Origin of the sequence: Microbacterium hydrocarbonoxydans, from assembly GCF_000956475.1 — a bacterium.
In the GTDB taxonomy this organism is placed as follows: domain Bacteria; phylum Actinomycetota; class Actinomycetes; order Actinomycetales; family Microbacteriaceae; genus Microbacterium; species Microbacterium hydrocarbonoxydans_A.
Genome location: NZ_JYJB01000006.1, coordinates 57,195 through 83,174, shown reverse-complemented (window position 1 = coordinate 83,174; position 25,980 = coordinate 57,195). Strand labels below are relative to the sequence as shown.

Here is a 25,980-nt window from a genome sequence, read left to right as displayed (position 1 = left end):
CCCGGGCGCTTCGACAGGCTCAGCGACCCACCAGAAGGGTCAGCGACCCGCCAGAAGGGTCAACGAGCGACGGTCGGCCAGCCGTCGCGCCAGGTGATCGGCCGCAGGCCGAGAGTCGGGATGCCCGCAGCATCCGCGTCGTAGAAGTGGAACGCCAGCGTCCCGTTCGAGACCGACTGGCCGCCGGGTCCGATGCGCGACCCCTCCGATCCGAGCACCACCGTACCGCCGTCCTCGAGCAGCGAGACGCCGTCGCGGTCGAGATAGGGACCCGTCACGTCGCGCGACCGCCCGACGATGATCTCGTAGGTACTGTCGACGCCCCGGCAGCAGAAGCCGCGTGAGGCGAACAGGTAGAACCATCCGTCGTGCGCGACGATGTAGGGCGCCTCGATGGCGTTCTCGGCAGTCCCCCGGTCGGCCAGCCGCAGCGGCTCTGCGTCGTCGGCGCGCAGGCCGCTCGGCCACTCCAGCTCGACCATGCGGATGCCCGACCAGAATGAGCCGAACGACATCCACGGCACGCCCTGCGCGTCCTCGACGATGCCGGCGTCGATCGCGTTGAAATCCGTGCCCTCCGAGCCGATCACCTCGCCCCGGTCGACCCACTCGTAGTCGGGGTCCGCAGGGTCGAGCGTCGAGTTGGTCGCGAGGGCGATCACCGAGCGGTTGCTGCCGAAGGTGGATGCCGCGTAGTACATGTACCAGGTGCCGTCGTGCTCGTAGAGCTCGGGCGCCCAGAGGTTGTCGACGCCGGGCACGGCATCCGACAGCCACTCGGGCTTCGTCTTCCAGACCTCGCCGACGTGCTCCCAGCTCGCACCGTCATCGGAGCGGCGGATCTGGACGTTGCCGTCGCCGACCTGGCCGTTGCCGGTCGAGTACACGAAGTCGCCGTGATCGGTGTGCACGTATGCCGGGTCGTGCACGAACACGTCACCGGACAGGGATGGTGCGCCCGAGCATCCGACCAGCACCGCCGCCACTGCGACGAGCGCAGCGGCGGCGGCAGCCGGGCGTGAGCGGCGGGAGATCACGAGAGCGCGAGCGCCGACCACGAGACGGGCGGAAGGGTGACCGTGACGACGCCGTCGGCGAGCGCCGCGCCCTCGAGCTGCTTGAGCCCGACGCGGTTCTGGTCGGCGAGCGTGTTCTTCGCATACACGTCGTCGTCCCACACGGTGACGGCTTCGTCGATCGAGGTCGCGCCGAGTTCGGACACCGCGATCTGCACCTCGATCGACTCGGTCTGGCTGCGGTTCACGAGGAACACCGCCGAGTTCGAGCCGTCAGTCGTCACGACGGAGTCCACGAGCGGCGCCGCACCGTACACGGCCGTTTCGTAGGTGCCCACGTCGATGCGCGGCTTGACGATCTCGCCCTTGGCCAGACGCGAAGTCACCGAGAACGGGAAGAACGTGGTCTGGCGCCAGGCGTCGCCGCCCGGCTCGGTCATGATCGGGGCGATCACATTGACGAGCTGGGCGAGGGATGCCGAGGCGACCCGGTCGTGGTTCTTCAGCAGCGTGATCAGCAGGTTGCCCAGCACGACCGCATCCGCCACGGAATAGACGTCCTCGAGCTGGCGAGGAGCGATGCGCCACTCGTCGTTGACCTCTTCCGACTCGCGGTGCTCGTCGAGGTACCAGATGTTCCACTCGTCGAAGGAGAGCTTGATCTTCTTCGACGACTTGAGCTTGTTGCCGACGTGGTCGGCCGTGGCGACGACGGTCTCGATGAAGTACTGCATGTCGAGCGACGAGGCCAGGTACGAGGCCAGGTCACCGCCGCGCTCCTGGTAGTACGCGTGGCAGGAGATGAAGTCGACGTGCTCGTAGGCCTGCTCGAGAACGGTGCGCTCCCAGTCGCCGAAGGTCGGCATCGACGAGCTCGACGAGCCGCACACGACGAGCTCGAGGGTCTTGTCGGCCGCCTTCATGGCCTGCGCCGTGCGGGCCGCGATCTTGCCGTAGTCCTCGGCGGTCATGTAGCCGGTCTGCCAGGGGCCGTCCATCTCGTTGCCGAGGCACCACATCTTGATGTCGTGCGGCTCCACCGTGCCGTTCGCGATGCGCTGGTCGCTCAGCGCGGTGCCGGAGGGGTGGTTGCAGTACTCGAGCAGGTCGAGGGCCGCCTCGATGCCGCGCGTGCCGAGGTTGACCGCCATCATCAGCTCGGAGCCGGTGAGCTTGAGCCAGCGGGCGAACTCGTCGACGCCGACCTGGTTGGTCTCGATCGAGTGCCAGGCCAGGTCGCGGCGCACGGGGCGCTGGTCGCGCGGGCCGACCGAGTCCTCCCAGCGGAAGCCCGAGACGAAGTTGCCGCCGGGGTAGCGGATGGTGCTCGAGCCGAGCTCGCGCACGAGCTCGACCACGTCGAGGCGGAAGCCGTCCTCGTTGGCCGTGGGGTGGCCGGGTTCGTAGATGCCGTCGTAGACGCAGCGGCCGAGGTGCTCGACGAACGAGCCGAAGATGCGCCGGTCGATGGGGGCGACGACCGCCTCGCGGTCGATGGAGATGCGTGCCTTGGTCACGGGGGTTCCTTCTTGAACGGGCCGGCTGCGCGCAGCGCGGCGAGGTCGGGGCAGGTCGTCCTGCGCGCGACGGCGCAGGACGAGCGGATGTACGGAGGCGGATGCGGCTACTTGACGCTGCCGAGCGTGAGCCCGCCCTGCCAGTAGCGCTGCAGCAGCAGGAACGACAGGAGCAGCGGCAGCACCGAGATGAACGCGCCGGAGGTGATCAGGTTCCACACCTGCTCGCCGCCCGCGCCGGCGTTCGACAGGGCGAGCCAGCGGTTCAGGCCGACCGTGACGGGCAGCGTGTCGGGGCTCGTGAGCATCGCCAGCGGCAGGAAGAAGTTGTTCCAGGTGCCGACGATGCTCAGCAGCAGCACCGTGACGATCGCGGGGCGCAGCAGCGGCACCACGATGGTCATGAACGTGCGCCACTCGCCCGCGCCGTCGATGCGCGCGGCCTCCAGCAGCTCGTCCGGAACAGAGTCCTGTGTGTACACGCGCATCAGGTAGACGCCGAACGGGTTCAGCAGGGAGGGCAGGATGACCGCCCAGCCCGTGTTGATGAGGCCGTACTCGCTCAGCAGCATGAACTGCGGGATCACGAGGGCGGTGAGCGGAACCATGACCGAGCCGAGGATCATGCCGAACACGAACCCGCGTCCGCGGAACGCGTACTTCGCGAAGCCGTAGCCGGCCAGCACCGCGACCACGGTGGCCCCGATCCCCGATACGAATGCGTAGAGGAAGGAGTTGCCCAGCCAGCGCCAGTAGATGCCGCCCTGGTGCTCGAAGAGGCCCGCGATGTTCACGAAGAACTGGCCCGGGTCGTCGAACCAGAAGGCGCCGCTTCCGAAGAGGCCTCCGGTGCTCTTGGTCGCCGCGACGAAGAGCCACCAGATCGGGATGACGAAGTACAGCGCCAGGACGACGAGCAGCACGTGCGAGCCGATGCGGCGTCCGCCGTGAGCTGCCCCCTTGGCCTCGCGGCGCGGGGCACGGGAGCCGGTGACGATGACCCGCGTGCTGTCGCTCGTGGGTTCGGCGGAGCGTGATGCGGTGGGGATGGCCATCACTTCAGTCCGTTCTGCTTGCGTGTGAGGAAGAGGAAGCCGAAGGAGCCCACGAACACGACCAGCGCCAGCGAGAACGCGATGGTGGACGCGTAGTTGAACTGGCTGTAGCTGAACGCGAGCGCGAAGGCGTACATGTTCGGCGTGTAGTCGGCGGGCAGGGCGCCGGAGGCGATCGAGCGGAGCACGGTCGGCTCCGTGAAGAACTGCAGCGTGCCGATCAGGGCGAACGTGATCACCATGACCATCGACGAGGCGATCATGGGGACCTTGATGCGCGTCGCGATCTGGAACCCGTTGGCTCCGTCGATGCGCGCGGCCTCGTAGATGGCCGGATCGATCGAGCGCAGCGCGGCGTAGATCACGATCATGTAGTACCCGGACCACTGCCAGGTGACCACGTTGACCAGGCTGAAGAAGATCGAGTCGCTGGAGAGGAAGTTGGGTGCGTCCAGTCCGAACAGCTCGAAGATCGTGCCGGTGGGGCCGAAGCGCGGGCTGTAGAGGAAGCTCCACATGAGAGCGCCGATCACGACCGGGATCGCGTAGGGCGCGAAGATCAGCAGCCGAGAGAGCTTCGACACCCAGGTGGCGAGGTTGTCGAGCACGAGCGCCGCGACCAGCGCGACGAGCAGCTGCGCGGGGATCATCACGATCGCGTAGAGCGCGACGCGCCCGATGCCGCCGAGGAACAGCGGGTCGGTGAACGCCTTGGCGTAGTTGTCGAGGCCGACGAACTTCGTGCCGGTCGCGAGCGTGGAGCTGAACATGCTCATGCCGAAGGCGTAGATCAGCGGGAAGATCAGGAACGCCGCGAAGACGACGAGGAACGGGGTGACGAACAGCCACCCGATGCGCTGGCGGCGGGCCACACCACTGGTGCGGCGACGCGCGGGCGGCGCAGAGGGGGCGCTGACGGCGTGCGTGGTCATGAGTATCTCCGTAGTGGTGGGTGGGCCGGCCCGGGATCGGGCCGGCCCACCGCGGTCACTTCAGTTCGAAGCCCTGCTCGGTCGCGTACTTCTCGAGCGAGGCCTGCAGGTCGTCCAGCGCGGTGGCGGAGTCCTTGCTCTTGTCGACCACCACGGCCGTGAGCTCCTCCTGCAGCTGGTCGTAGGCGTAGTTCTGGAACGGGCTGAAGGTGAATCCGGAGTATCCGGATGCCGCACCGAGGAACACGTCCTTGTTGATCTGCTGTCCGCCGAAGAACGGGTACTCCAGGTCGCGGAAGTAGTCGGACTCCAGGATCGGCTTCCACAGCGGGAACAGCGCGGCATCCTCGATGCCGATCTTCCACGCCTCCTCGGTGCCGAAGATCTCCTTCGCGACGAGCGCTGCCGCCTTCTTGTCCTTGGCCTGGCTGGTCACGGCGAACGCCGAGCCGCCCCAGTTCACCTGGACCGGGTTCGCGGCATCCCACTGCGGAAGAGGAGCGGCGCGCCAGACGGCGCCCTCGTCAGCGCCCTCGAGTCCCTGCAGGTAGCCGGGGCCCCACGCTGCGGCGAGGTAGATCGCGTACGATCCGTCGACCAGCTTGGTGTTGTAGTCGGCGGTGAACGCCTCGTCGACCGCGACGGCGCCCGAGTCGGTCAGCGCGGTCCAGTACTCGAGGACGTCCTTGGACGCCTGGTCGTTCACATCGATGCCGATCTCGAGCGGCTTCGCGCTGTCGTAGTCGAACGGCACGGATCCGGCCTGGGCGAACAGCGCCTGAGTGAACGCGCGGCCGTTCGGCGGGAAGTTCGCGAGCACGCCGGGCGCGCCGGCGGCCTTGAGCTGCTCGGCTGCGGCGGCGAACTCGTCCCACGTGGTGGGGGCGGCGATGCCGTACTCATCGAGGATGTCCTGGCGGTAGATCATGCCCATCGGGCCGCCGTCGACGGGGATGGCGTTCACCGCGGATCCGGACGAGACGTCCTTCCACGCACCCTCGGTGTAGTCGCCCTTGACCTCATCGGCGCCGTACTTCGACAGGTCGACCAGCGCGTCGCGGATCGCGAAGCTCGAGAGCACCTCGGACTCGAGCATGATGACGTCGGGGGCGCCGGAGCCGGCCTCGATCGCGGTCGAGAACTTCGTGTACTCGTCGTTGCCCTGGCCCGCGTTCGTCCAGCAGATCTGAACGTCGTCGTGGTTCTTGTTGAACAGGTCGACGACCTTCTCGAACCCGGGGTACCAGGCCCAGACGCTGACCTGGGTCGCGTCCTTGTTGACGATCTTGTTGGTGCAGGAGTCGCCGGCCTCGGCGCCTCCGCTGCAGCCCGTCAGTGCCGCCGCTGCAACGGCGATGATGCCGGCTGCGGCGAGGATCTTCCTCTTCATGCGCTGTGATTCCTCTCGGTGTACGGGACACCCTTGTCTCGGGAAAGAGGGGCTCGAGGCCGCGCGCCGGGGAGGCACCTCATCGGACCCAAGTCTCTACAACGTTGGAAAGTAAACGTTGTAGAGCCATTGTGGCAACCGCGTACGGCTCTGTCAAGCGTCGATATGCCGCGCTGCGCCGAGGCCGCTCCTTCAGGCGGGGCGAACCGCGGCATCCGCTCTGAGCCGGAAGGCCTCGGCGACGGGCGTCGGCCGACGCTCGAGGCCGTCCGGCCCCTCGACGAGCTCGAAGAGACCCATCGGCAGCCGGTGCTCCTCCCGCGATCCGGTGCCGTGCCGGTAGGTCCACTCGTACATGTCGAACAGCGGCCACCAGGTGTAGCCGACTACCGGCAGGCCGTCCGCCCGCAGCCGGTGCACCTCGGCGACGGAGGAGTCGAGCCATTCGATGCGCTCGGCGGCCGTCCCCGTGACGCAGGTCTCGGTCACCATCACGGGCGCCCCGTATCGCTCCGCGTACGTCCGCAGGGTCTCGGCGAAGCCGGTCAGCCCGTCGTCTCGCGTCGGGCGCGGATCTGCGAAGCCGCCGGCATGGTGCACGCCCGCCTCGAACAGCTCGGTGGAATGCCGGGGGTAGTAGTTGACGCCCATGATGTCGGGAAGGGCGGGTCGGTCCCGCAGCTCGGCCAGCAGGTTCTCGTCGGCGCCGTGCGCCCTGAGCATCGGAAGAAGCGGATGCCGGTCGTCGACGCGGCCCGTGACCAGGTCCTCCACGAGGAACGCCTGATGGCGCAGCCGCTCGGCGTTCTCACGGTGCTCGGGCGCATCGATCGCGCCGACGTACCTCATCGTGGCGTCCACGTGCACGAACGTCGCGCGCTCGCCGAGCACCTCGCGGATTCCGTGCTGGGTGCGCTGGAAGCCGTCGGCGATCGCGAGCGACAGCCGCGCGGCACCTGCCGCTCCCTCGAGGTACGGCGGCCAGTACGCGTACTCCCCGCAGAACAGCACATGGATCATCGGCTCGTTCACCGGCGTGTAGTCGGTGACGAGGTCGGCATAGCGTTCGGCCGCAGTCACCGCGTACTCGGCCACGCGCGCGGGATAGTCGGCAGCGGCGAACTGCCCCTCGAGCCACAGCGGCGTGCCGTAGTGCAGCAGGTCGATCACCGGGCGGATGCCGAGCTCGACCATCCGGCCGATGACGCGGTCGGTCCAGTCCCAGTCCCACTCCCCCGGCGCCGGGTTCACCCGATGCCAGGGGATGCCCCACCGCAGGAACTCCGCACCGACGCCGGCGGCGAGCTCGAGGTCGCCGCTCCAGTTGCGGTAGTGCTCGGTGAGCTCGTACTCGTCGATCGGGCGCTGCCCCGGTGCCCCCTGCGGCACGAACGTGTTCTCGATCCCGAGCCCGAATCGCAGCGGCCCCTCGGTGTACCAGCGTGATCCCATCGAATCTCTCATTTCAGTCCGGTCGAGGCGACGCTCTCGATGAAGCGCCGCTGCACGAGGAGGAACATGATCACGAGCGGAAGCACCGCGATCAGGGAGCCCGCCATCATCACGCCCTGCGGGATGATGCCGCCGGGGCCTGTCAGCAGCGTGAGCCCCGACGTGATCGTGCCCATCTCGGCATCCGTGGTGAACACGAGCGGCCAGAGCAGGTCGTTCCAGTTGTTGACGAAGGTGAAGATGGCCAGAGTCAGCAGCGCGGGCTTGGCGTTCGGAATCACGACGCTCGTGAAGATCCGCCACTCCGAAGCCCCATCCAGCCGCGCGGCGTTGTCGAGATCTCTCGGCAGCGACAGGAAGAACTGCCGCAGGAAGAAGATGCCGAACGCGTCGGCTGCACGCGGGGCGATGAGGCCCGCGTAGCTGTTCACCCAGCCGAGATCGCTCACGAGCTGGTAGATCGGCACGAGCGTCGCCTGGAACGGGATCATCAGGCTCGCGATGATCGCGATGAGCAGGACGCGGCTGCCTCGGAAGTCCAGTCGCGCCAGCGCGTACGCGGCGAGCGAATCGAAGACGAGTGCGAACGCCGTCACTCCGCCGGCGAAGACGAAGCTGTTCAGGATCAGCCGCGCGAACGGCAGCTCACGGAAGATCGCGATCAGGTTGTCGAGCGTCCAGTTCTCGGGCAGCAGCGTCGGCGGGTAGGCGTTCACCTCGCCGACCGGCTTGAACGCCGTGAAGACGATGACCGCGATCGGCAGGAGCACGACGGCGCTGGCGACCAGCGCGGCGATCAGGAGCAGGATGCTGGACGCCCGCGCACGTCCTCGACGACGCGGCGACGGCATCCGTCCTCGGTTGGCGACGGCGGTCATTGCGCGTCCTTCTCTCGACGGCCGAAGAATCGGAACTGGATGAGGCTGAGCACGAGCGTGATGAGCAGCAGCACGTAGGAGAGCGCGGAGGCGAAGCCGAGCTCGAGCTTCTTGAATCCGGAGGTGTAGATCTCCATCACGACGGTCTGCGTGGTGCCGTACGGGCCGCCGCCCGTCATCACGTAGATCTGGTCGAATGCCTGGAGCGCGGCGATGAGGGCGACGATCATGACGAAGGCGAGGGTGTTGCTCAGCATCGGCAGCGTGATGTGCCGGAAGCGCTGCCAGGCGCTCGCCCCGTCCACGCGTGCGGCCTCATAGAGAGAGCCGGGGATCTCCTGCAGCCCGGCGATGAAGATCACGAGATAGAACCCGAAGCTCTTCCAGACCGCGACGAGCGCCACGGCGGGCATCGCGAGGACCGGATCCTGCAGGACGTTGCCGAGCTGGATGCCGGCGCCTCGGAGCCAGTGATTGAGCAGGCCGATCTGCGGATCGAGCAGATACGACCACGCGAAGGCCGCCACCGCGAGAGACACGACGAACGGCACGAACAGAGCCGTGCGGAACGCCCCGCGCCACGGGAGGAGCGGATGGTTCACGAGGAGGGCGAGCACGAGCGCGATCACGATCGCCGCGGGGGTGAAGAGGATGGCGTAGTAGGCGGTGTTCCCCATCGCCTGCAGCACGTCGGGGTCGGTGAAGACACGGACGTAGTTCTCCAGGCCGACGTACTCCTCCCGCCCGAATCCCGATGCGTCGGTGAACGACAGCCGCAGCGCCGAGAGCATGGGCCAGGCGACGAAGACGGTGAGGATGACGAGCGCCGGAGAGAGGAAGGCGAGCGCGATCAACGAGGTGCGCCGGGTCGAGCCCACCGGCGTGCGTCCGCCGAGGGGCGCCGCCGGCCGGTACCGGGGTCTGGTGATGCGGGGCATGATTCTCCCTGGGGCCGCGGATGCTGGTCCGCGGCCCCGTGTGTCAGAAGGGTCTACTTCAGTGCGCTCTGGACCGCGTCCTGCGCGGTCGAGAGCAGGCCGTCGATGTCTTCACCGGCGACCGCGCGCTGCGTGAGGTCGTCGATCGCGTCCAGCACGTCGACGCTGTTCACGACGCCCGGAAGAAGGGCCCTGCTGGTGGGCGCGATGTCGGTGAGGGCGACGACGGTCGGGTTGTCGCTGACGGCATCCGCGGCGATGTCTGTGCGCAGCGGCGGCCAGCCCGATCCCAGCGACCACTCGGTCGCGACGTCTTTGCCGAGGAAGTACGAGAAGAACGCCTCCGCGCCCTCGACCTTCGCGTCGTCGGCCTGCGCCGTCACGCCCATCGCGACGCCGATGGCAGAGGCCGCCTGGTCCGCGGGCCCTGCGGGCAGCGCCGCGATGCCGTAGTCGATGCCGTTGTCCTTCGCGATCGACGCCATCCACGGCCCGCCCACGTGCATCGCCGCCTTGCCCGAGCTGAACAGCTCGTCCGCCCCGATGCCGTCGAGGCCCGTCGGAGAGATCTTGTCGTCGCGGATCGCCGAGACCCAGTAGTCGAGAGCCTCGCGGTTCTCCTCCGAGTCGACCACGGCGGTCTTGGCGTCTTCGACGAGATCGCCGCCCGCCCCGTAGAACAGGCTCGGCCACAGCCCGTTCGCGACGGTGTCGTGGTCGGGAAGAGCGAGTCCGTACTGCTCCGGAGTGCCGTCGCCGTCGGCGTCGACCGTGAGCTTCTTCGCGGCATCGAGCCACTCGTCCCAGGTCGTGGGCGCGTCGGTGATGCCCGCCGCGGCGAAGAGCGTCTTGTTGTAGAAGACCGACAGCGGCACGAAGCCCGTCGGCACGCCGTACGGCGCACCGTCGACCGTGACCATGTCGACCGCCTGCTCGTTCAACGCGGACGTGCCGCCGTCATCCGAGCTGTACCAGTCACCGAGGTCGGCGAACGCACCGCGGTCGGCGTACACCGGCATCCGCTCGCCGGGCATGGCGACGATGTCCGGCCCTTCATCGGCTGACAGCGCAGGAAGCAGGGTGTCGTCGATCACGGCCCAGGTCTTCACCTCGGTCTTGATCTGCACCTCGTCCTGAGAGGCGTTGAAGTCGTCGACGATCTTCTGCAGCACATCGCCGTCGGCCTCGGTGTAGCCGTGCCAGAACGTGAGCTGCACGGGTCCTTCGGGCTCGGCGGCGGCCGAGCATCCGCTCATCGCGGCGCCGGCGAGGGCGAGCACGGCCGCTGCGGCGGCCGCCTTCGCGGGGTTTCGGTTCATGGGAAGCACTCCTTTGTGACTGCGGGATGACGTGTGCGAGCGGTTCGGGTCGCTCGGTAGGTAATCGATGAAGGTAATCGATGTAAATGGATTGAAGCACCTTCACGCATGGCGCGTCAAGAGCGTCATTCATCGATGTACTATGGGGCGGTGCCGAGGACCAGCCGATGACGCAGCCGACGATGCAGGACGTCGCCCGGCTTGCCGGCGTCTCATCGAAGACCGTGTCCAACGTCATCAACGACCGCCCGTACGTCAGCGCCGAGACCCGGGCGCGGGTCGAGCAGGCCATCGCCGAACTCGACTACAAGCTCAATCTCGCGGCCCGCAATCTGCGCTCCGGCCGCAGCGGGGTGATCGGGCTGGCGGTGCCGAGCCTGACGGTCGCCTACTTCGCCGAGCTCGCCGAAGCCGCCATCGTGGCAGCGGAGGAGCACGGACTCGTCGTGCAGATCGAGCGGACCGGCAGTCTGGAGCGCGAGCGCGCACTGCTCGCGAGTCCGCGGCTGCAGCACATCGACGGGCTCATCCTCAACCCGATGGACCATCGATCGGAAGAGCTGGCATCCGTCGAGCTGACCCTGCCGACCGTCGTGCTCGGCGATCATCCGGTCGGCGGAGCCGCCGTGCACATCAGCACGGATCAGCGCGCGGTGGCCTCGCTCGCCACCGAGCATCTGCTGCTCACCGGCCGGCGACGCATCGCGGTGATCGGCGCCAGGCACGGCGACCGGCACGGCTCCGCCGCGCATCGATTCGAGGGCTATCGCTCGGTCATCGAGCGGGCGGGCATCGCCTACGACCCCGCCCTCGTCGCCGAGGCCGACCCGTGGACCCAGGTCGACGGGTCGGCCGCGATGCGCGAGCTGCTCGCCAGGGACGTCGCGTTCGACGCCGTCCTCGCGTTCAACGACAGCCTCGCCTTCGGCGCCATGCGCGCGCTGGGCGATGCTGGACGCCTCGTGCCCGGCGATGTCGCGGTGATCGGCATCGACAACGTCGCGGAGGCTGCGTACTCGATGCCGAGCCTCACCACCGTCGATCTCGGCATCCGCCGCACGGCCGAGACCGCGGTGCAGCTGCTGGCAGCGCAGTTCGCCGAGTCGTCGCCTCCCCCGCAGCAGCGCCTGCTCGTCGAGTTCGGTCTGGTCGAGCGGGAGTCCACCGCCCGATGAGGGTCTGAGCGGCCGCGAGCGTCAGCGGACGGCCGGTGCCGACTCACGCTGGAGGATCTGGAAGTCCGCCAGCAGGGTGCGCGGCTCGGCGTCCGCACGGCCGGCGATGCGCTCGAGAAGCGTCGCGACCGCCGTCTTCGCGATCCAGTCGCGCCCGGGATCCACCGTCGTGAGGCTGGGGATCGAGTACTCCGCCTCGTCGAGGCCGTCGAAGCCGAGCACCGCGACGTCGTCGGGAACCCGTCGTCCCTCCACCTGCAGCACGCGCATGGCGCCCAGCGCCAGGGTGTCGTTGAGACCGAACACGGCGTCGAAGTCGACGCCTCGCGCGAGGATCTCGCGCATCGTCTCGGCGCCGTTGGCGCGGTGCCACAGCGTCGTGTACCCGACGATGTCGTCGTCGTAGGGGATGCCGGCGGCCTCGAGCGCCTCGACATAGCCCCGCAGGCGCAGCGCAGCGGAGCCGATGAGCTCGCCCTCGTGGGCGCCGACCACCGCGATCCTGCGCCGGCCGGCGGCGATCAGGAACTCGGTCGCAGCGCGGGCCGCATCGATGTTGCGCATCGTGACGTGATCGGTCGGACCATCGAAGATCCGCTCGCCGAGCAGCACCATCGGGTACGCGACATCGAGGGCCGCGACATCGTCCTGACCCATGCCCAGCGGGCTGAAGATCAGTCCGTCCGTGAGCTTGAGGCGCGGACTGCGCAGCAGCTCGAGCTCGCGATCGCGGTCTCCGCCGGTCTGCTCCACCAGAACCACGACGCCTGCGGCCTCTGCCGCGGCGATCACCTCCGCCGCCAGCTCGGCGAAGTACGCCAGGCTCAGATCGGGAACCGCGAGCGCGATGGCTCCGGTGCGGCCCGAGCGCAGATTCCGAGCGGTGAGGTTGGGCGTGTAGCCGAGCTCGGAGATCGCGGCCTCGACGCGTTCGCGTGTCGTCGGCCGGATGTGCGGGTAGTCGTTGATGACGTTCGAGACGGTCTTGATGGACACGCCGGCGAGCCTCGCCACATCGTGCAGTGTCGCCGCCATGAGCATCGCCCCCTGATTCCGTGCTTGTTCAACAACGTTGCAGAAGCACTCCGATTCCTCGCTCACTCTAGCGGCGCACGTCCGCTGTCCGGTGCAGAGGGAAGCGGATGCGCCGCACGTCGCGGGCGCCGGGCGCCGGATGACAGAGAGCGGGGCCGACCGGGTGCTGCGCGTCGCAGCCCGGTCGGCCCCGCTCCTCATCCGGGTGCGATCACTCCCAGATGACGGCCGGCGTCTCGGCCGAGAAGTCGACCTTGGGTGTCAGGATCTCTCCACCGAACAGGACTTCGAAGGGCTCGGTCGACGAGCCGTTCGACGCCTGAAGCGTGATGTCGACGCTCCAGTAGTCATAGGTGGTCACGATCGCGCGCTCGCTCACGTACGGCTCGAGGTTGTCGAGAGTCGACTGGTTCTCGGCGTCGATCGTGCGGGTGACCGTGCCGTCGACCGGCGTGTAGCCGTCCTGGCTCATGGTGCTCGTGTTCATCCCGCACGGAGTGTCGAGCGTCTTCATCGCGAGGCACTCGGCGAAGGACGCCTTCACGAGCTCGCGGAACGACGCGGTGCCCGCCTCGCTGAGGATCGGCTTGACCTCGTACAGCGCCTCGGTGTCCTCGTCGTTGGCGACGACGACGGTGCTCTCGCCCTCGATCGCGAATTCCTCTGGTCCCACCGCGAGCTGGTACGTGCCGGGGAAGACGTACTGGGATTCTGTCGACGCCTCAGCGCCGTTCACCGTCAGTCCGAGGCCTTCGAAGCCGTACAGGCCCGAGAACGAGACCAGGCCGTCGATGATCGTGAGCTCCGTGCCGTCATAGTTCGCACTGACGTCGAAGGTGCGGTCGACCTTGGTGTCGCCGATGGTGAACGTGACCGGCACCTCGGTGTCGCCATAGTCGCCCTCCGACACCTCGCCCACCTTGATCTTGTCGATCTTGCCGAGCTTCAGCGACTCCTTGAGCACGTCGGCGGTGAGGAGGTCGTCGCCGCCGTAGTTCTCGACGTAGGTCAGCGCCTTCTCGGCGTCACCGTCGGCGAGCGCCGTCAGATACTCCTCGACGTAGTCGGACGCCGAGAGCTTGGGCGGGCGCGTCACGATCGGGACGATCACGGCGGCCGCGATCGCGAGCACCACGACGGCGCCTCCCGCGATGAGCCCGATCAGCAGCCCCTTCGGCATCGGCTTCTTGGGAGCCGGCGTGAAGCCGGCCGCGGGGTATGCGCCGGGGTAGGGAGCGTTGGGATCGCCGGGGCCTGCAGACCCCGGCGCCGCAGCCCCCGGATACGCCGGAGCCGCACCCGGGTAGGCGTTCGGGTCAGCAGGAGCGCCAGCACCGGGATACGCAGGAGCAGCACCCGGATACGCGTTCGGATCAGCAGGAGCGCCAGCACCGGGATACGCAGGAGCCGCACCCGGATACGCGTTCGGATCAGCAGGTGCCGCATAGGGGTCTGCAGGCGCGGCCGGCTGCGCGTTCGGATCGAACACGGGGGGCTCCGCCTGATACGGAGCGGGCGGCTGAACCGGCTCTGGCTGGTACGGAGCAGGAGGCTGAACCGGCTCGGGCTGGTACGCCGGCGGCGGAGTCGGCTCGGGCTGGTCGGGTCGCGGGTTCTCCGGCGTCTCGTTCATGGCTGCTCTTCCTGGACGCCGCTGACGCGGCATCCGCTGTGCTCTTCGTCACCTGGAAGAGGTGACCCCCTCCCCGTCGCCGTGCGCGCGACCGGGAACCCCTTCAGAGTACCGCCCGGCCGGGCGCCCACCAGGCCCCTCACCTGGGGAGATCTGCCCATGGTGAGGGGCTGCGGGAAGAGGCTCAGCGCTCTACGTGCCGCTCGTCGACCCCGTCGTAGTGCGAGAGCGGGCGGATGAGCGCGTTCGCGCCGGCCTGCTCGATCACGTGGGCGGTCCAGCCGGTGACCCGGGCGGCGACGAACAGCGGCGTGAAGGTGAGGGTGTCGAATCCGATCAGGTTGTACGCCGGGCCCGAGGGGTAGTCGAGGTTCGGGTAGATGCCCTTGCGAGCGACGAACTCGCTTTCGAGAGCGTCGTACAGCTCCGCGACGTCTTCGCGCCCGTAGTGCTCCACGAGGGTGTCGAGCGCGGCCTTCATGGTGGGCACACGCGAGTCGCCCTTCTTGTACACGCGATGTCCGAAGCCCATGATCTTGCGTTTCTCGGCGAGCGCCGCATCCAGCCAGGGCACGACGTTGTCGGCCGAGCCGATCTCGTCGAAGATGTGCAGCACCGCCTCGTTCGCACCGCCGTGCAGCGGTCCCTTGAGCGCGCCGATCGCGCCCACGACCGCGGAGTACAGGTCGCTGAGCGTCGAGGTGATCACCCGCGCCGTGAACGTCGAGGCGTTGAAGGAGTGCTCGGCGTACAGGATCATCGAGCGGTTGAACGCGTCGACGACGACGGGGTCGGGCTCTTCGCCGAAGGTCATCCAGAGGAAGTTGGCCGAGTAGTCGAGGTCGTCGCGCGGAGCGATGATGTCCTCACCGCGACGACGGCGCTGACCGTAGGCGACGATCGCGGGCAGGGCGGCGAAGAGGCGGATGCTGCGCTCGAGGTTCTCGGCAGGGCTGCCGCCCGCGTTCAGCACCGAGCCGCCGGCGCCGGGGTCGGAGGCGCCGATCGCACTGACCGCCGTGCGCACCTCGTCCATCGGGTGCGCGCTGAGGGGGATCAGGTCGATCACGGCCTTCACCTCGGCGGCGAGAGCACGATGCGCGCGTTCGGTGGCACGCAGATCGGCGAGCTGCGCGGCATCCGGCAGCTCCCCGTTCCAGAGCAGGTACGCGACGGCCTCGAACGGCTGCGTCGCGGCCAGCTCCTGCACGGGGTACCCGCGGTACAGCAGGCTGTTGGTCTCGGGATTGACCTTCGAGATCGCGGTCGTGTCGACGACGACTCCTGCGAGGCCCTTCTTGATGTCCGGCTCGGTCATGGTCACTCCTTCGTGAGTGTGAAGTTGAAGACGCCCGAGTCGAAGTGGTTGTACGACTCGTAGTCGATCAGGTCGTAGAGATCGGCGCGGTGCTGCATCTCGCCGAGCTTCGAGGTCAGATGCCCCTCGTCGTTCAGCGTATCCAGCGCACGACCGGCGGCGCCCATGGCGATGCGCAGCAGCGAGACCGGCCAGATCACCATGTTCACGCCCGCACCGCGCAGCTGCTCGACCGAGAACAGCTCGCTCTTGCCGAACTCGGTCATGTTGGCGAGGATCGGCACGTCCAGCGCGGTCGCCATCGCCTCGAACTCGTCGAGCGTGCGCATCGCCTCGGGGAAGACGGCATCCGCCCCGGCGTCCACGAGCGCCTTGGCCCGGTCGATCGCGGCATCCAGCCCCTCGATCGCGCGGATGTCGGTGCGCGCCATGATGAGGAAGTTCTCGTCGCGGCGGGCGTCGGCTGCGGCGCGGATGCGCTTGATCGCCGTGTCCTCGTCGACGACGCTCTTGCCGTCGAGGTGGCCGCAGCGCTTGGGGTTGATCTGATCCTCGATGTGGGTGCCTGCGAGGCCCGCATCTTCGAGCTCCTGGATCGTGCGGGCCACGTTCATGGGCTCGCCGAAGCCGGTGTCGGCGTCGACGATCGCGGGGAGGTCGGTCATCCGGGCGATCTGCTTCGCCCGGCCCGCGACCTCGGTGAGGGTCGTCAGGCCGATGTCGGGGAGCCCGAGATCGGCGGCCAGCACGGCGCCCGAGATGTAGACGCCGTCGAAGCCCTTCTCCTCGATGAGCCGAGCGCTCAGCGGGTTGAACGCCCCCGGGAAGCGCAGCAGCTCGCCGCTCGCGAGCCGCTCGCGGAACAGTCGCCGCTTCTCGGCGGGGGTGACGGTGGAGTACAGCATCAGCGACCGCCCTTCACCTGGTCGCAGAATCGCGACGAGGTCGCAGGGATTCCCGAGATCCCTGCGACACGAGAGAGATTCTGCGACGCGACGCCGGTCATCAGAACAGCCCCTTCGGAGCATCCGCGTCGACCGACTCGAGCAGGCCGGGCCTCGCCACGATCGACAGCTCGGCGACCTCGTCGGCCGTGAGCTCGGGCAGTCGCTGTACGAGCTCAAGGAAACGCTCGATCTCGGCGGGCTCGAGCACGGGCTCGGCGAGCAGGCGGAACTTCGCGATGTAGTTCTCGCGGGCGAACGGACGCGCGCCGAGCGGATGCGCGTCGGCCACCGCGATCTCGTCGACCACCGTCGTGCCGTCGGTCAGGCGGAACTCGACGCGACCGCCGAACGCCTTCACATCGGGATCCTCGGAGTGATACCGGCGGGTCCACTCGGCGTCCTCCGCCGTGGTGATCTTGTGCCACAGCTCGACCGTGTCCGCCCGCGCGGCCCGCGACGGGGCGTACGAGTCGACGTGGTGCCATCCGCCGTCCTGCAGCGCGACCGCGAAGATGTACGGGATCGAGTGGTCGAGGGTCTCCCTCGAGGCGGTCGGGTCGTACTTCTGCGGGTCGTTCGCCCCCGAGCCGATCACGTAGTGCGTGTGATGGCTGGTGTGCAGCACGATGGATGCGATGTTCGCCGGGTCGCGAAGGGCCGGGTTCTCGGTGCCGAGCTTGCGCGCAAGGTCGATCCACGCCTGCGCCTGATACTCGGCCGAGTGCTCCTTCGTGTACGAGTCGAGGATCGCGCGCTTGGGCTCGCCCGCCGCGGGCAGCGGCACCTCGTACGCGGCATCCTTGCCGTCGAGCATCCACGCGATCACGCCGTCTTCGCCTTCGTAGATCGGCGAGGGACTGGTCTGACCGCGCATCGCCCGGTCGACCGCTTCGACGGCCATCTTCCCGGCGAAGGCGGGAGCGTGCGCCTTCCAGGTCGAGATCTCGCCCTTGCGGCTCTGGCGGGTGGCGGTCGTGGTGTGCAGGGCCTGGCCGACCGCCTGATAGATGCTCTCGGCGTCGAGGCCGAGCAGGGTGCCGATGCCCGCCGCGGCCGAGGGGCCGAGGTGCGCGACGTGGTCGATCTTGTGCCTGTGCAGGCAGATCGCGCGGACCAGATCCATCTGGATCTCGTAGCCGGTCGCGATGCCGCGCACCAGCGCGCGGCCGTCCTTGCCGGCGTGCTGCGCGACCGCGAGGATCGGCGGGATGTTGTCGCCGGGGTGCGAGTACTCCGCGGCGAGGAAGGTGTCGTGGTAGTCGAGCTCGCGCACCGCGACGCCGTTGGCCCAGGCCGCCCATTCCGGGCTCGTGCGGCGCTCGAGCGCGGCGCCGAAGAGGTTCGCGCCGTGGCCGCCGCTGGAGACGGGGTGGCTGAACGCCTGGGCGCGGGCCGCGATGATCGGGGCGCGGGTGAGGGATGCCGCCGCGACGGATGCGTTGTCGATGATGCGGTTGATGATCATGTCGACGACGGCGGGCTCGACCTCGACCCGGTCGACCGCGACCTCGGCGATCTTCCAGGCGAGCTGGTCGGAGCGTTCGAGGTTCTCGTCGCTGCGGTGGACGCGGACGTGGTGGGTGACGGTCATTTCTGTCCTTCGTTGAGGGTCTCGAGGATGCCGGTGAGCGCATTGTGCAGGTGCACGTGCGTGGCGTGGGCGGCCAGGTCGCCGTCGCGGGCGGCGAGGGCCTGGGCGATCGTCCGGTGCTCGGCGGCGGATGCTGCGAGCCGGGCGGGCTTGTCGCGGGCCATCCGTCGCACGCGCACGAGGTGGGTGCGCACGGTGCGCAGCGCCGAGGCGATGTAGTCGTTGTCGACCGCGGCGTCGAGTGCGGCGTCGAAGCGCGCGATGAGGGCGTAATAGGCGTCGCGTCCTGCGGCGGCGGAGAGGTCGACGTGCGCGAACTCCTCGGCGAGCTCGGCGAACAGACCGGCATCGCCGCGGGTGGCGGCAAGCCGAGCCGAGGTCTCCTCGAGTGCCCGACGGATCTCGAAGAGGGCGCGGATGTCGCCGGCATCCAGATCCGCCACGACCGTGACGCGAGGAGACTGCTGCACCACGAGCCCATCGGCGGCGAGCCGGCGCAGGGCCTCGCGCATCGGTGTGCGGCTGATGCCGAGGCGGGCCGCCTGCTCGACCTCGCCGAGCACGAAGCCGGCGGGAAGGGCGCCGGATTGGATGCCGTCGAGCAGGTCCGCGTACGCGCGATCGCTCGCAGTGACGCGATCCGCAGCGAGGGTCATGGGGCCAGTGTATACACAATCCGCCCTACCCGCCATGGTTAGCGCACGAAAGGCGTCTCCGGTATACATTCCGCGACGGGCCCACGACGGACTCCGGCGTGCACGCGCCGGCGAGGCGGGGGCGGCGTCAGCGGGAGACCCGCGGAAGCTCCTCGGAGGGAACGGGTTCCACCGTCGGCGCCGGCGCAGCGGCATCCGTTTCGCCGAGCTTCACGACGACCACTCCCGCGAGCACAAGGGCTCCGCCGACCGCCTGCGCCAGACCCGGGACCTGACCGAGCATCAGGGCGCTGAACACCATGGCCGCGACCACCTCGGCGAGCGCGACGAACGACGACAGACGCGAACCCAGCATGCGCGTCGAGGCGATGCCGAGGAAGTACGCGAGGGCCGTCGCGATCACGCCCATCGCGACCACGGGCACGAACCACGGCACGCTGCCCACGCTGTACTCGACGTCAGCCGTCGTCCATTCGAACGGGAGCACCCCGACCACTCCGGCGACCGTGAGACCGATCGCCCCGGTCAGCAGTCCGAGACCGGCGAGAGCGATGGGCGGCAACCCGGTGTCGGCCTTGGCTGAGAGCACGAAGTAGGTCGCGGCTCCGACCATCGCCCCGAGGGCGAACAGGATGCCGCCGAGGTTCACCGTCGCGCCGGTGAGGATGTCGAGCATCAGCACGAGCCCGATGAAGGCGACGGCTGCGCCGAGCAGGCTGCGCCTGGTCGGCTTCTCCCCGCGGCGGAACCACAGCCACAGCACGACCGCGATCGGGGCGGTGTACTCGATGAGCAGGGCGATGCCGACGTCCATCACCGCCACCGCCTGGAAGTAGCACAGCTGCGCAGCCGTGACCGCGAGCAGTCCGTAGACGACGATCATGCCGGCGTGCCGACGGACCATCCCCCACCTGCCGCGCAGCGCCACGAGCGTGGGTACGAGCAGCACGAGAGCGGCGACCCACATGCGCACCGTGACCGCGGCGCCGGGGCTCCACCCCGCATCGATGAGACCCCGGGCGAAGATGCCCGACATGCCGAACGACACGGCGGCGCCGAGCGCGGTGATCAGCCCGAGCCCCGTGCCACCGCGAGGCGCGACCTTCACCATGTCATCCGCAACTGCGCTCATGACATGTGACACTACTTGGAGCTGATGTAAGATGTCAACATGATCTTCACCAATGACACGGAAGATGCGCTGCGCTCCGCCGTCTGGCTCGTGAACACTGCGGAGGATCCAGACACGATGACGGATGCCGCGGACGAGGAGGCCTTCCTCGCCGAGTTCCCCTTCACCGGGCGCGTGGATCGTGACGCCGCCGAGATCGCATCGCTGCGCGATCTGCGGCCGCAGCTGCGCGCGATGCTCATCGCTCCGCGCGACGAGATGGCGGAGGCCGTCAACAAGGCCCTCGCGTCGGCGATCCTGACACCGCGGCTGACCACGCACGACGGGCTCGACTGGCACCTGCACGCGGTGGCCGACGATCGACCGCTGGCCGAGCGCGTGCTGATCGAGACGACCATGGCGCTGATCGACGTGATCCGTGCCGACGAGGGCTCGCGCATCTCCATCTGCGCCGACGACACGTGCCAGGCCCTGGCCCTCGATCTCTCGCGTAACCGCTCGAAGCGCTACTGCTCCACCACGTGCGCCAACCGCAACGCGGTGGCGGCCTATCGGGCCCGCCGCGCAGACAACTGAATTCACACTCTTCACAAACTTCTGAAATCGGCGTAGCGTGCCGTGCATGGACACAGTGATCCGCACCAGCGGCCTCGCGAAGCACTACGGCCGCGTGCACGCGCTCGACGGCCTCGACCTCTCCGTCACGGCGGGCCAGGTGCACGGGTTCCTCGGGCCGAACGGCGCGGGAAAGACGACCACCATCCGCATCCTCCTCGGGCTCGCACGCAAGACGTCCGGCTCCGTCGAGGCGCTCGGTCGCGACCCGTGGAAGGACGCCGCCGACCTGCACCGCCGCATCGCGTACGTCCCCGGCGACGTCAGCGTCTGGCCCAACCTCTCGGGCGGCGAGGCGATCGACCTGCTGTCTCGGCTGCGCGGCGCGTCCGTGAAGAGCGCCGCCTACCGCGGCGAGCGCGAGCGGCTCGAGACCGCGTTCCAGTTCGACCCGCGCAAGAAGGGACGAGCGTATTCGAAGGGCAATCGCCAGAAGGTCGCCCTGATCTCGGCGTTCGCCGTGCCGACCGACCTCTACATCCTCGACGAGCCCACGAGCGGCCTGGATCCCCTGATGGAGGTCGTGTTCCGCCAGGAGATCGCCAGGGTGAAGGATGCCGGAGCCACCGTGCTGCTGTCGAGCCACATCCTGTCGGAGGTCGAGCTGCTGTGCGATCGGGTGTCGATCATCCGCGCCGGCCGCATCGTCGAGTCCGGCACGCTGGCGCAGCTGCGGCACCTCACCCGCACCGAGGTGTCGTTCGAGGCGTCCGATGCGACAGCCGCCGACGGGATCCCCGCGGCGCACGACGCGACGTTCGGCGAGGGCCGCGCTCGGTTCACGGTCGACAGCGACGCCGTGGCATCCGTCCTCCCGATCCTCGCCGAGCGTCAGGTGACGGGCCTGCGCGTCGAACCGCCCTCCCTCGAAGAGCTGTTCCTGCGCCACTACGGGGATTCGAGCGCATCATGATCCCCCTCCTCCGCCAGCGCCTGCGCCGCGACTGGCTGCAGCTCGCGCTGTGGATCGTCGGCGCCGTGCTGCTCGCGTATGCCGGCTACGTCGGCGTCACCGAGTCGTACAGCACGATCGCCGACCGGCAGGAGGTGCTCGCGGCCGTCGCCGCGAACCCCGTGATCCTGATGTTCCGCGGCCTGCCGTCGGGCACCTCGGTCGGCGCGTTCCTCGCCTTCGAGGACCTCCCCTGGCTCGCGATGCTCGCCGCGCTCATGAGCACGTTCCTCGCGGTGCGGCACACGCGCGGAGACGAGGAGGCCGGACGCAGCGAGCTGGTCGCGGCGACTCCGGCCGCGCGCACTCTGCCGCTGCTCGCGACGATCACCCACGGCCTCGGGGCGAACCTCGTGATGGCCGCGCTGATCGCCGTGTCCCTCATCGGGGCGGGGATGGATGCTGCGGGGTCGTGGCTTCTCGGAGCGGCATCCGGCGCCACCGGCATCGCCTTCCTCGGCATCGGCCTGGTCGCGGCCCAGCTCATGCGCACCTCGCGCGGCGCGAATTCGCTCACGGTGTGGCTGCTCGTGTCGACCTTCCTGATCCGGGGCATCGGCAACCTCGCCGGAACTCCGAGCGACGACCTGAGCCGCATCGACAGCGCCTGGCCGGTCTGGCTGTCGCCATTCGGCTGGGCCGAGCAGATCCGCCCCTTCGACGAGAACGCACCGTGGCCGCTGATCCTGGGCCTCGCGTTCGGCCTCGTACTCGCCGCCGTCGCCACTGTGCTGCAGTCGGCACGCGATCTGGGCGCGAGCTTCATCGCCCAGCGCGCGGGACGCGCCACCGCCCGAGCCGCGCTCTCCTCGCCGCACGCTCTCGTGTGGCGGCTCACGTGGGGGTCGATCGCGGGGTGGGTGATCGGCGGCGCCCTGACGGGCATCCTCGCCACGACCCTGGGCGGCGCCGCTGGCCAGATCGCGGGGAAGAACCCCGCCGTCGCGCAGATCCTCGAGCGGATCGCGCGCGCCGGTGATCTCGACGAGGCGATGATCACCGTCTTCTTCACCATGCTCGGCATCCTCGCCGCCTGCGCGGGCGTGCAGACCATCATCCGCGCCCGCCAGGAGGAGGCGCACGGCACGGCCGAACCGGTGCTCGCCGCCGCGGTCGGACGCGTGCGCTGGTTCGCGGACTACACGATCGTCGCGACCATCGCGGCAGCCCTGGTCGTGGCCGCGGCCATGACCGCGGCCTACGCGGGTCTCGCCGCGAACGGCTCGCCGAGCGAGCTCTTCCGCGTCGTCACGGTGACGGGGCTCGGGCAGTTCGTCGCGGCATCCGTGTTCACCGCCGTGACGGCACTCGTGTTCGCCCTGGCTCCGCGCGCGACGCTGGGCGTCGGCTGGGCACTGGTCGGCGTGGCCGCCGTGCTGGGCATGTTCGGCCCGCTGATGGGGATGCCCGACTGGCTCACGAACGTCTCGCCCATCGCGGTCACACCCGTCGTCTCGCACGGGGAGGTCGACCTCCGCGGACTCTGGTGGCTGCTGATGGCCGTCGTGGGCGCCGGCGCGGCCGCGCTCTCTCTGATGCGCCGCCGCGAGCTCGCGTCCGACGGCTAATCTGGGGCTGAGGAGCGCATGGAACACCGAGGAACAGAAGCAGCAGAGCAGGCCGCCGCCATGATCACGGCGGCCGGCATGCCGAGAATGCCTGCGCGGGTGCTCATGGCGCTCGTCGCCGCTCCCGCCGGCGGCTACACGGCCGCAGAGCTCGCCGAGCGCCTCGAGGTGAGCCCGGCCGCGGTGTCGGGCGCCGTGCGCTACCTGCAGGACGCGCACTTCGCCAGGCGCCTGCCGAGCGCGGGCCGTCGCCGCGACCGCTACGACCTCGTCGCCGACTCCTTCCACTCCGTGGTCATCGGCAACCTCCCGGTGTACATCCGCATGGCCGACTACGTCGAGAAGATCGCCGCGGCGACCGGAGACGAGCCGGCGGCGGCCGAGCGCGCCGCGCAGATGGCGGGGTTCCTGCGCTTCATGGCCGAGCGGATGCCGCAGCTCGTCGACGAGTGGATCGCTCAGCGCGACGCGAACCCCACCGGCCCCTGAGCGAGGACGCGCGCAGCGCGACCGAGACGAAGGGCCTCAGCGACTCCCGAGACGGAGGACGCCGGGCACCTCGGCCTCGACGACCCGATCGCCCCAGCGGACCCGGTGAACGCCACCGGCGCCCGGATGATTCGGAGTGAGGGTCGCGGTGATCCCGTCGTCGCCCCAGGCCAGGTCGACCGTGATCCCGGGCCTTGCGATGATGCCTCGGACGCTCCCCGCGCCGAGCGACGCCGGCCACGCGGGCAGCAGCTCGATCTCACCCCGATGGGACTGCACGAGCGCCTCCGCGAGCGCCCCGACCACCCCGAGGTTGGCATCGATCTGGAAAGGCGGGTGGGCCGCGAACAGGTTGGGATACAGGCCGCCCGAGAACGCGCCGCGGTCCTCGGCCATGTCGCGCATGAGCATCGCCAGCAGCCGCTCGACCGCCGGCGCATCGCGCAGGCGCGCACGCAGCGCCATCTTCCACACCAGCGACCAGCCCGTCGACTCGTCGCCGCGGCGATCGAGGAAGCGCGCGGCCGCGGCGACGAGCTCGGGCGTCGGTTCGTCGGCGCCGGGGTAGAGGAAGACCAGAGGCGAGAGATGCCGGTGGTGCGGATCCGCGGCGACCTGATCGCCTCCCCACTCCGCGACCGATCCCTCACGGTCGATGCGCGGCGGTTTCAGCAGCGCCCTCGCCCGCGCGGCGTCCGCGACCAGCGAAGAGGACTCCCCCGCATCCGCCGAGAATTCCGCGAACCGGTCGAGCAGCTGAGCGATCAGGGAGAGGTCCATGGCCGAGTCGACTGACAGCCCCGACGTGCCACCCGGTACGACGAAGGTGTTCTCCGGTGAGGTCGACGGCGAGGTGCCGAGGCGTCCCTCGTCGTCGGCTCTCAGCCACGACAGCACGAACTCGACGGCTCCGCGGAGCAGTGGACTCAGCCGCTCGCGCAGGTGGTCCGCTGCGCCGAAGGCCAGCGCGTCGCACAGCTGAACCAGCAGCCACACCCCGCCGAGAGGCCAGAAGACGTATGCGGGGTCGTGTCGGCCGTGACCGATCTGCTGGGTGTACGCCCAGGCGTCGGAGTTGTGGTGCAGCACCCACCCCGGCGCCCCGTACAGTCGCTCCGCCGTCTCGGCACCGCCTCGCGCCGCGGCCTCGACCAGGTCGAGCACCGGCTCGAGAAGCTCGCTGAGCCCGGTGACCTCGGCGCCCCAGTAGTTCATCTGCAGATTGATGTTGACCGTGTAGTTCGAGCTCCACACCGGCGGCAGATCCTGGTTCCAGATGCCCTGCAGGTTCGCAGGGAGCGTGCCCGGTCGTGATGAGCAGATGAGCAGATAGCGCCCGTAATGGAAGAGCAGCGCGGCGAGCGCCGGATCGCACTCGACGCCTCGCTGCACGGCCTCCAGCCGTGCGGGAGTGTCGCGGTCGAGGCCGTCGAGCACGAGTTCGGTGCGGTCGTAGAGCACGGAGTGGGCGGCGACGTGGTCGCTGTGCAGGTCGACGGTCGTGCGGGCCGCGGCCGCCTCGGCACGAGCGGATGCCGCGGCGAGCGCCGCCCGCTCATCTCCCTCGGCCGGCCGCCCGAGGCGGGTGTAGGTCGTCTGCGTGGCGAGCGTCAGACGCACGGTCCGCACCCCGTGCAGCACGCCGGCGTTCTCGACTCCGTCGTGCTCGATGCGGCAGACGACGGCCGCCCGAAGGGAATCGCCCCCATAGCGCACCGGATCGTCGGCGGCGTCATGCGGCGGGGCGACGTCGCTGGGAAGCCGGATCGTGATCGACCGCAGCGGACCGGTCTCCACCGCATCCACAAGCCGCAGCGGCGTGCCGAGCAGGACGCGGACGGACACCGGATTCGTGCACGAGATCTCGTGCACGAGCACGCCGTCGGCCGCGCTGACCCAGCTGCGCCGCTCGATTCCGGCGCCCGCGACCGAGCCGCGCACCGTGTGCGTGGCGGTGCGCAGGTCCAGCATCCGCTCGTAGCCCTCGGGGGCGCCCGCGGGTCCCACGATCTCGACCGCGAGGTCGGCGAGCGGCAGATAGGCCTGAGAGTGGCGGTGCTGGATCGCGCGCAGCGCGCGACCGGCGTCGTCGTATCGCCCCTCCGCGATCGCGAGCCGCGCGGTGTCGATCGCGTCCGCCCCGTCGACGAGGGGCGGCATCCGCTCGCTGTCCGCGCTCCCCGACCAGGCCGTGTCGTCGTTGAGGGCGATGCGCTCGGAGAGCAGACCCCCGAAGCACATCGCCCCGAGGCGGCCGTTACCCAGCGGCAGCGCCTCGACCCATTCGCGGGCGGGCTCGGGGTAGCGAAGCACGTGCAGGTCAGCCATCTCGGTTCCAGTCTGCTCGAGGAGGGCGTACGGGTAAACGGATT

At 69.2% G+C, this 25,980-nt stretch carries 22 protein-coding genes; 5 read left to right on the top strand and 17 right to left on the bottom strand.

The features are described 5' to 3' along the window. Window positions 1-59 precede the first annotated feature (59 nt). From RS84_RS04095 to RS84_RS04055, 9 genes are all read right to left on the bottom strand, one after another. On the bottom strand, window positions 60-1,058 hold the full coding sequence (locus tag RS84_RS04095) for an arabinan endo-1,5-alpha-L-arabinosidase (protein WP_152641744.1): 999 nt from the start codon (window positions 1,056-1,058) through the stop codon (window positions 60-62). Then, on the bottom strand, window positions 1,034-2,533 hold the full coding sequence (locus tag RS84_RS04090; protein WP_045256494.1) for an alpha-N-arabinofuranosidase: 1,500 nt from the start codon (window positions 2,531-2,533) through the stop codon (window positions 1,034-1,036). The genes RS84_RS04095 and RS84_RS04090 overlap by 25 nt, the downstream gene beginning before the upstream one ends. 107 nt (window positions 2,534-2,640) lie before the next feature. Then, a complete protein-coding gene (locus RS84_RS04085) occupies window positions 2,641-3,588 on the bottom strand; it encodes a carbohydrate ABC transporter permease (RefSeq protein ID WP_082062025.1) in 948 nt (315 codons plus the stop codon). Beyond that, on the bottom strand, window positions 3,588-4,520 hold the full coding sequence (locus RS84_RS04080) for a carbohydrate ABC transporter permease (protein ID WP_082062024.1): 933 nt from the start codon (window positions 4,518-4,520) through the stop codon (window positions 3,588-3,590). Before RS84_RS04080 ends, RS84_RS04085 begins: the two co-directional genes overlap by 1 nt. 55 nt (window positions 4,521-4,575) lie before the next feature. Continuing rightward, window positions 4,576-5,910, bottom strand: a complete 1,335-nt coding sequence (locus tag RS84_RS04075; protein ID WP_045256493.1) for an ABC transporter substrate-binding protein — start codon at window positions 5,908-5,910, stop codon at window positions 4,576-4,578. 192 nt (window positions 5,911-6,102) lie between these two features. Continuing rightward, window positions 6,103-7,362, bottom strand: coding sequence for a family 1 glycosylhydrolase (locus RS84_RS04070; RefSeq protein WP_045256492.1), 1,260 nt, complete (start codon window positions 7,360-7,362; stop codon window positions 6,103-6,105). Between the two features lie 8 nt (window positions 7,363-7,370). Further along, entirely contained in the window at window positions 7,371-8,240 is an 870-nt protein-coding gene (locus tag RS84_RS04065) for a carbohydrate ABC transporter permease (protein WP_082062023.1), read from the bottom strand. Then, entirely contained in the window at window positions 8,237-9,178 is a 942-nt protein-coding gene (locus RS84_RS04060) for a carbohydrate ABC transporter permease (RefSeq protein WP_045256491.1), read from the bottom strand. The genes RS84_RS04065 and RS84_RS04060 overlap by 4 nt, the downstream gene beginning before the upstream one ends. 53 nt (window positions 9,179-9,231) lie before the next feature. Then, on the bottom strand, window positions 9,232-10,497 hold the full coding sequence (locus tag RS84_RS04055; RefSeq protein ID WP_045256490.1) for an ABC transporter substrate-binding protein: 1,266 nt from the start codon (window positions 10,495-10,497) through the stop codon (window positions 9,232-9,234). A 167-nt stretch (window positions 10,498-10,664) separates the two neighbouring features. Here RS84_RS04055 and RS84_RS04050 point away from each other — a divergent pair, with 167 nt between their 5' ends. Next, on the top strand, window positions 10,665-11,672 hold the full coding sequence (locus RS84_RS04050) for a LacI family DNA-binding transcriptional regulator (RefSeq protein WP_045256489.1): 1,008 nt from the start codon (window positions 10,665-10,667) through the stop codon (window positions 11,670-11,672). Between the two features lie 21 nt (window positions 11,673-11,693). Here the strand turns inward: RS84_RS04050 and RS84_RS04045 are convergent, their stop codons facing one another. The 7 genes from RS84_RS04045 to RS84_RS04015 form a co-directional block, all read right to left on the bottom strand. Continuing rightward, window positions 11,694-12,707 carry a LacI family DNA-binding transcriptional regulator gene (locus RS84_RS04045; protein ID WP_045256643.1) on the bottom strand — a complete coding sequence of 338 codons (1,014 nt, stop codon included), beginning with the start codon at window positions 12,705-12,707 and terminating at the stop codon, window positions 11,694-11,696. A 211-nt stretch (window positions 12,708-12,918) separates the two neighbouring features. Next, window positions 12,919-14,340, bottom strand: coding sequence for a hypothetical protein (locus tag RS84_RS04040; RefSeq protein WP_045256488.1), 1,422 nt, complete (start codon window positions 14,338-14,340; stop codon window positions 12,919-12,921). A gap of 184 nt (window positions 14,341-14,524) precedes the next feature. Continuing rightward, window positions 14,525-15,658 carry a bifunctional 2-methylcitrate synthase/citrate synthase gene (locus tag RS84_RS04035; RefSeq protein ID WP_045256487.1) on the bottom strand — a complete coding sequence of 378 codons (1,134 nt, stop codon included), beginning with the start codon at window positions 15,656-15,658 and terminating at the stop codon, window positions 14,525-14,527. 2 nt (window positions 15,659-15,660) lie between these two features. After that, window positions 15,661-16,563 (bottom strand): methylisocitrate lyase, encoded by a 903-nt coding sequence (gene prpB, locus RS84_RS04030; protein WP_045256486.1) that lies wholly within the window; start codon window positions 16,561-16,563, stop codon window positions 15,661-15,663. Window positions 16,564-16,663: 100 nt separating this feature from the next. Continuing rightward, a complete protein-coding gene (locus RS84_RS04025) occupies window positions 16,664-18,196 on the bottom strand; it encodes an MmgE/PrpD family protein (RefSeq protein ID WP_045256485.1) in 1,533 nt (510 codons plus the stop codon). Then, on the bottom strand, window positions 18,193-18,852 hold the full coding sequence (locus tag RS84_RS04020) for a GntR family transcriptional regulator (RefSeq protein ID WP_045256484.1): 660 nt from the start codon (window positions 18,850-18,852) through the stop codon (window positions 18,193-18,195). Before RS84_RS04020 ends, RS84_RS04025 begins: the two co-directional genes overlap by 4 nt. 127 nt (window positions 18,853-18,979) lie before the next feature. After that, on the bottom strand, window positions 18,980-19,984 hold the full coding sequence (locus RS84_RS04015; RefSeq protein WP_045256483.1) for an EamA family transporter: 1,005 nt from the start codon (window positions 19,982-19,984) through the stop codon (window positions 18,980-18,982). Window positions 19,985-20,023: 39 nt separating this feature from the next. Between RS84_RS04015 and RS84_RS04010 the strand changes: the two genes are divergently transcribed. Genes RS84_RS04010 through RS84_RS03995 form a run of 4 tightly spaced genes read left to right on the top strand, consistent with a single transcriptional unit; the run spans window position 20,024 to window position 23,608 of the window. Next, window positions 20,024-20,560: a CGNR zinc finger domain-containing protein gene (locus tag RS84_RS04010; protein ID WP_045256482.1), complete on the top strand. Its 537-nt coding sequence runs from the start codon at window positions 20,024-20,026 to the stop codon at window positions 20,558-20,560. A gap of 46 nt (window positions 20,561-20,606) precedes the next feature. Beyond that, window positions 20,607-21,512: an ABC transporter ATP-binding protein gene (locus tag RS84_RS04005; RefSeq protein ID WP_200891968.1), complete on the top strand. Its 906-nt coding sequence runs from the start codon at window positions 20,607-20,609 to the stop codon at window positions 21,510-21,512. Beyond that, entirely contained in the window at window positions 21,509-23,119 is a 1,611-nt protein-coding gene (locus tag RS84_RS04000) for an ABC transporter permease (protein WP_045256481.1), read from the top strand. Before RS84_RS04005 ends, RS84_RS04000 begins: the two co-directional genes overlap by 4 nt. A gap of 18 nt (window positions 23,120-23,137) precedes the next feature. Then, complete coding sequence (locus tag RS84_RS03995; protein WP_045256480.1) at window positions 23,138-23,608, top strand: GbsR/MarR family transcriptional regulator; 471 nt, start codon at window positions 23,138-23,140, stop codon at window positions 23,606-23,608. A gap of 36 nt (window positions 23,609-23,644) precedes the next feature. Here the strand turns inward: RS84_RS03995 and RS84_RS03990 are convergent, their stop codons facing one another. After that, window positions 23,645-25,936 (bottom strand): glycosyl hydrolase family 95 catalytic domain-containing protein, encoded by a 2,292-nt coding sequence (locus RS84_RS03990; protein WP_045256479.1) that lies wholly within the window; start codon window positions 25,934-25,936, stop codon window positions 23,645-23,647. Window positions 25,937-25,980: the final 44 nt, after the last annotated feature.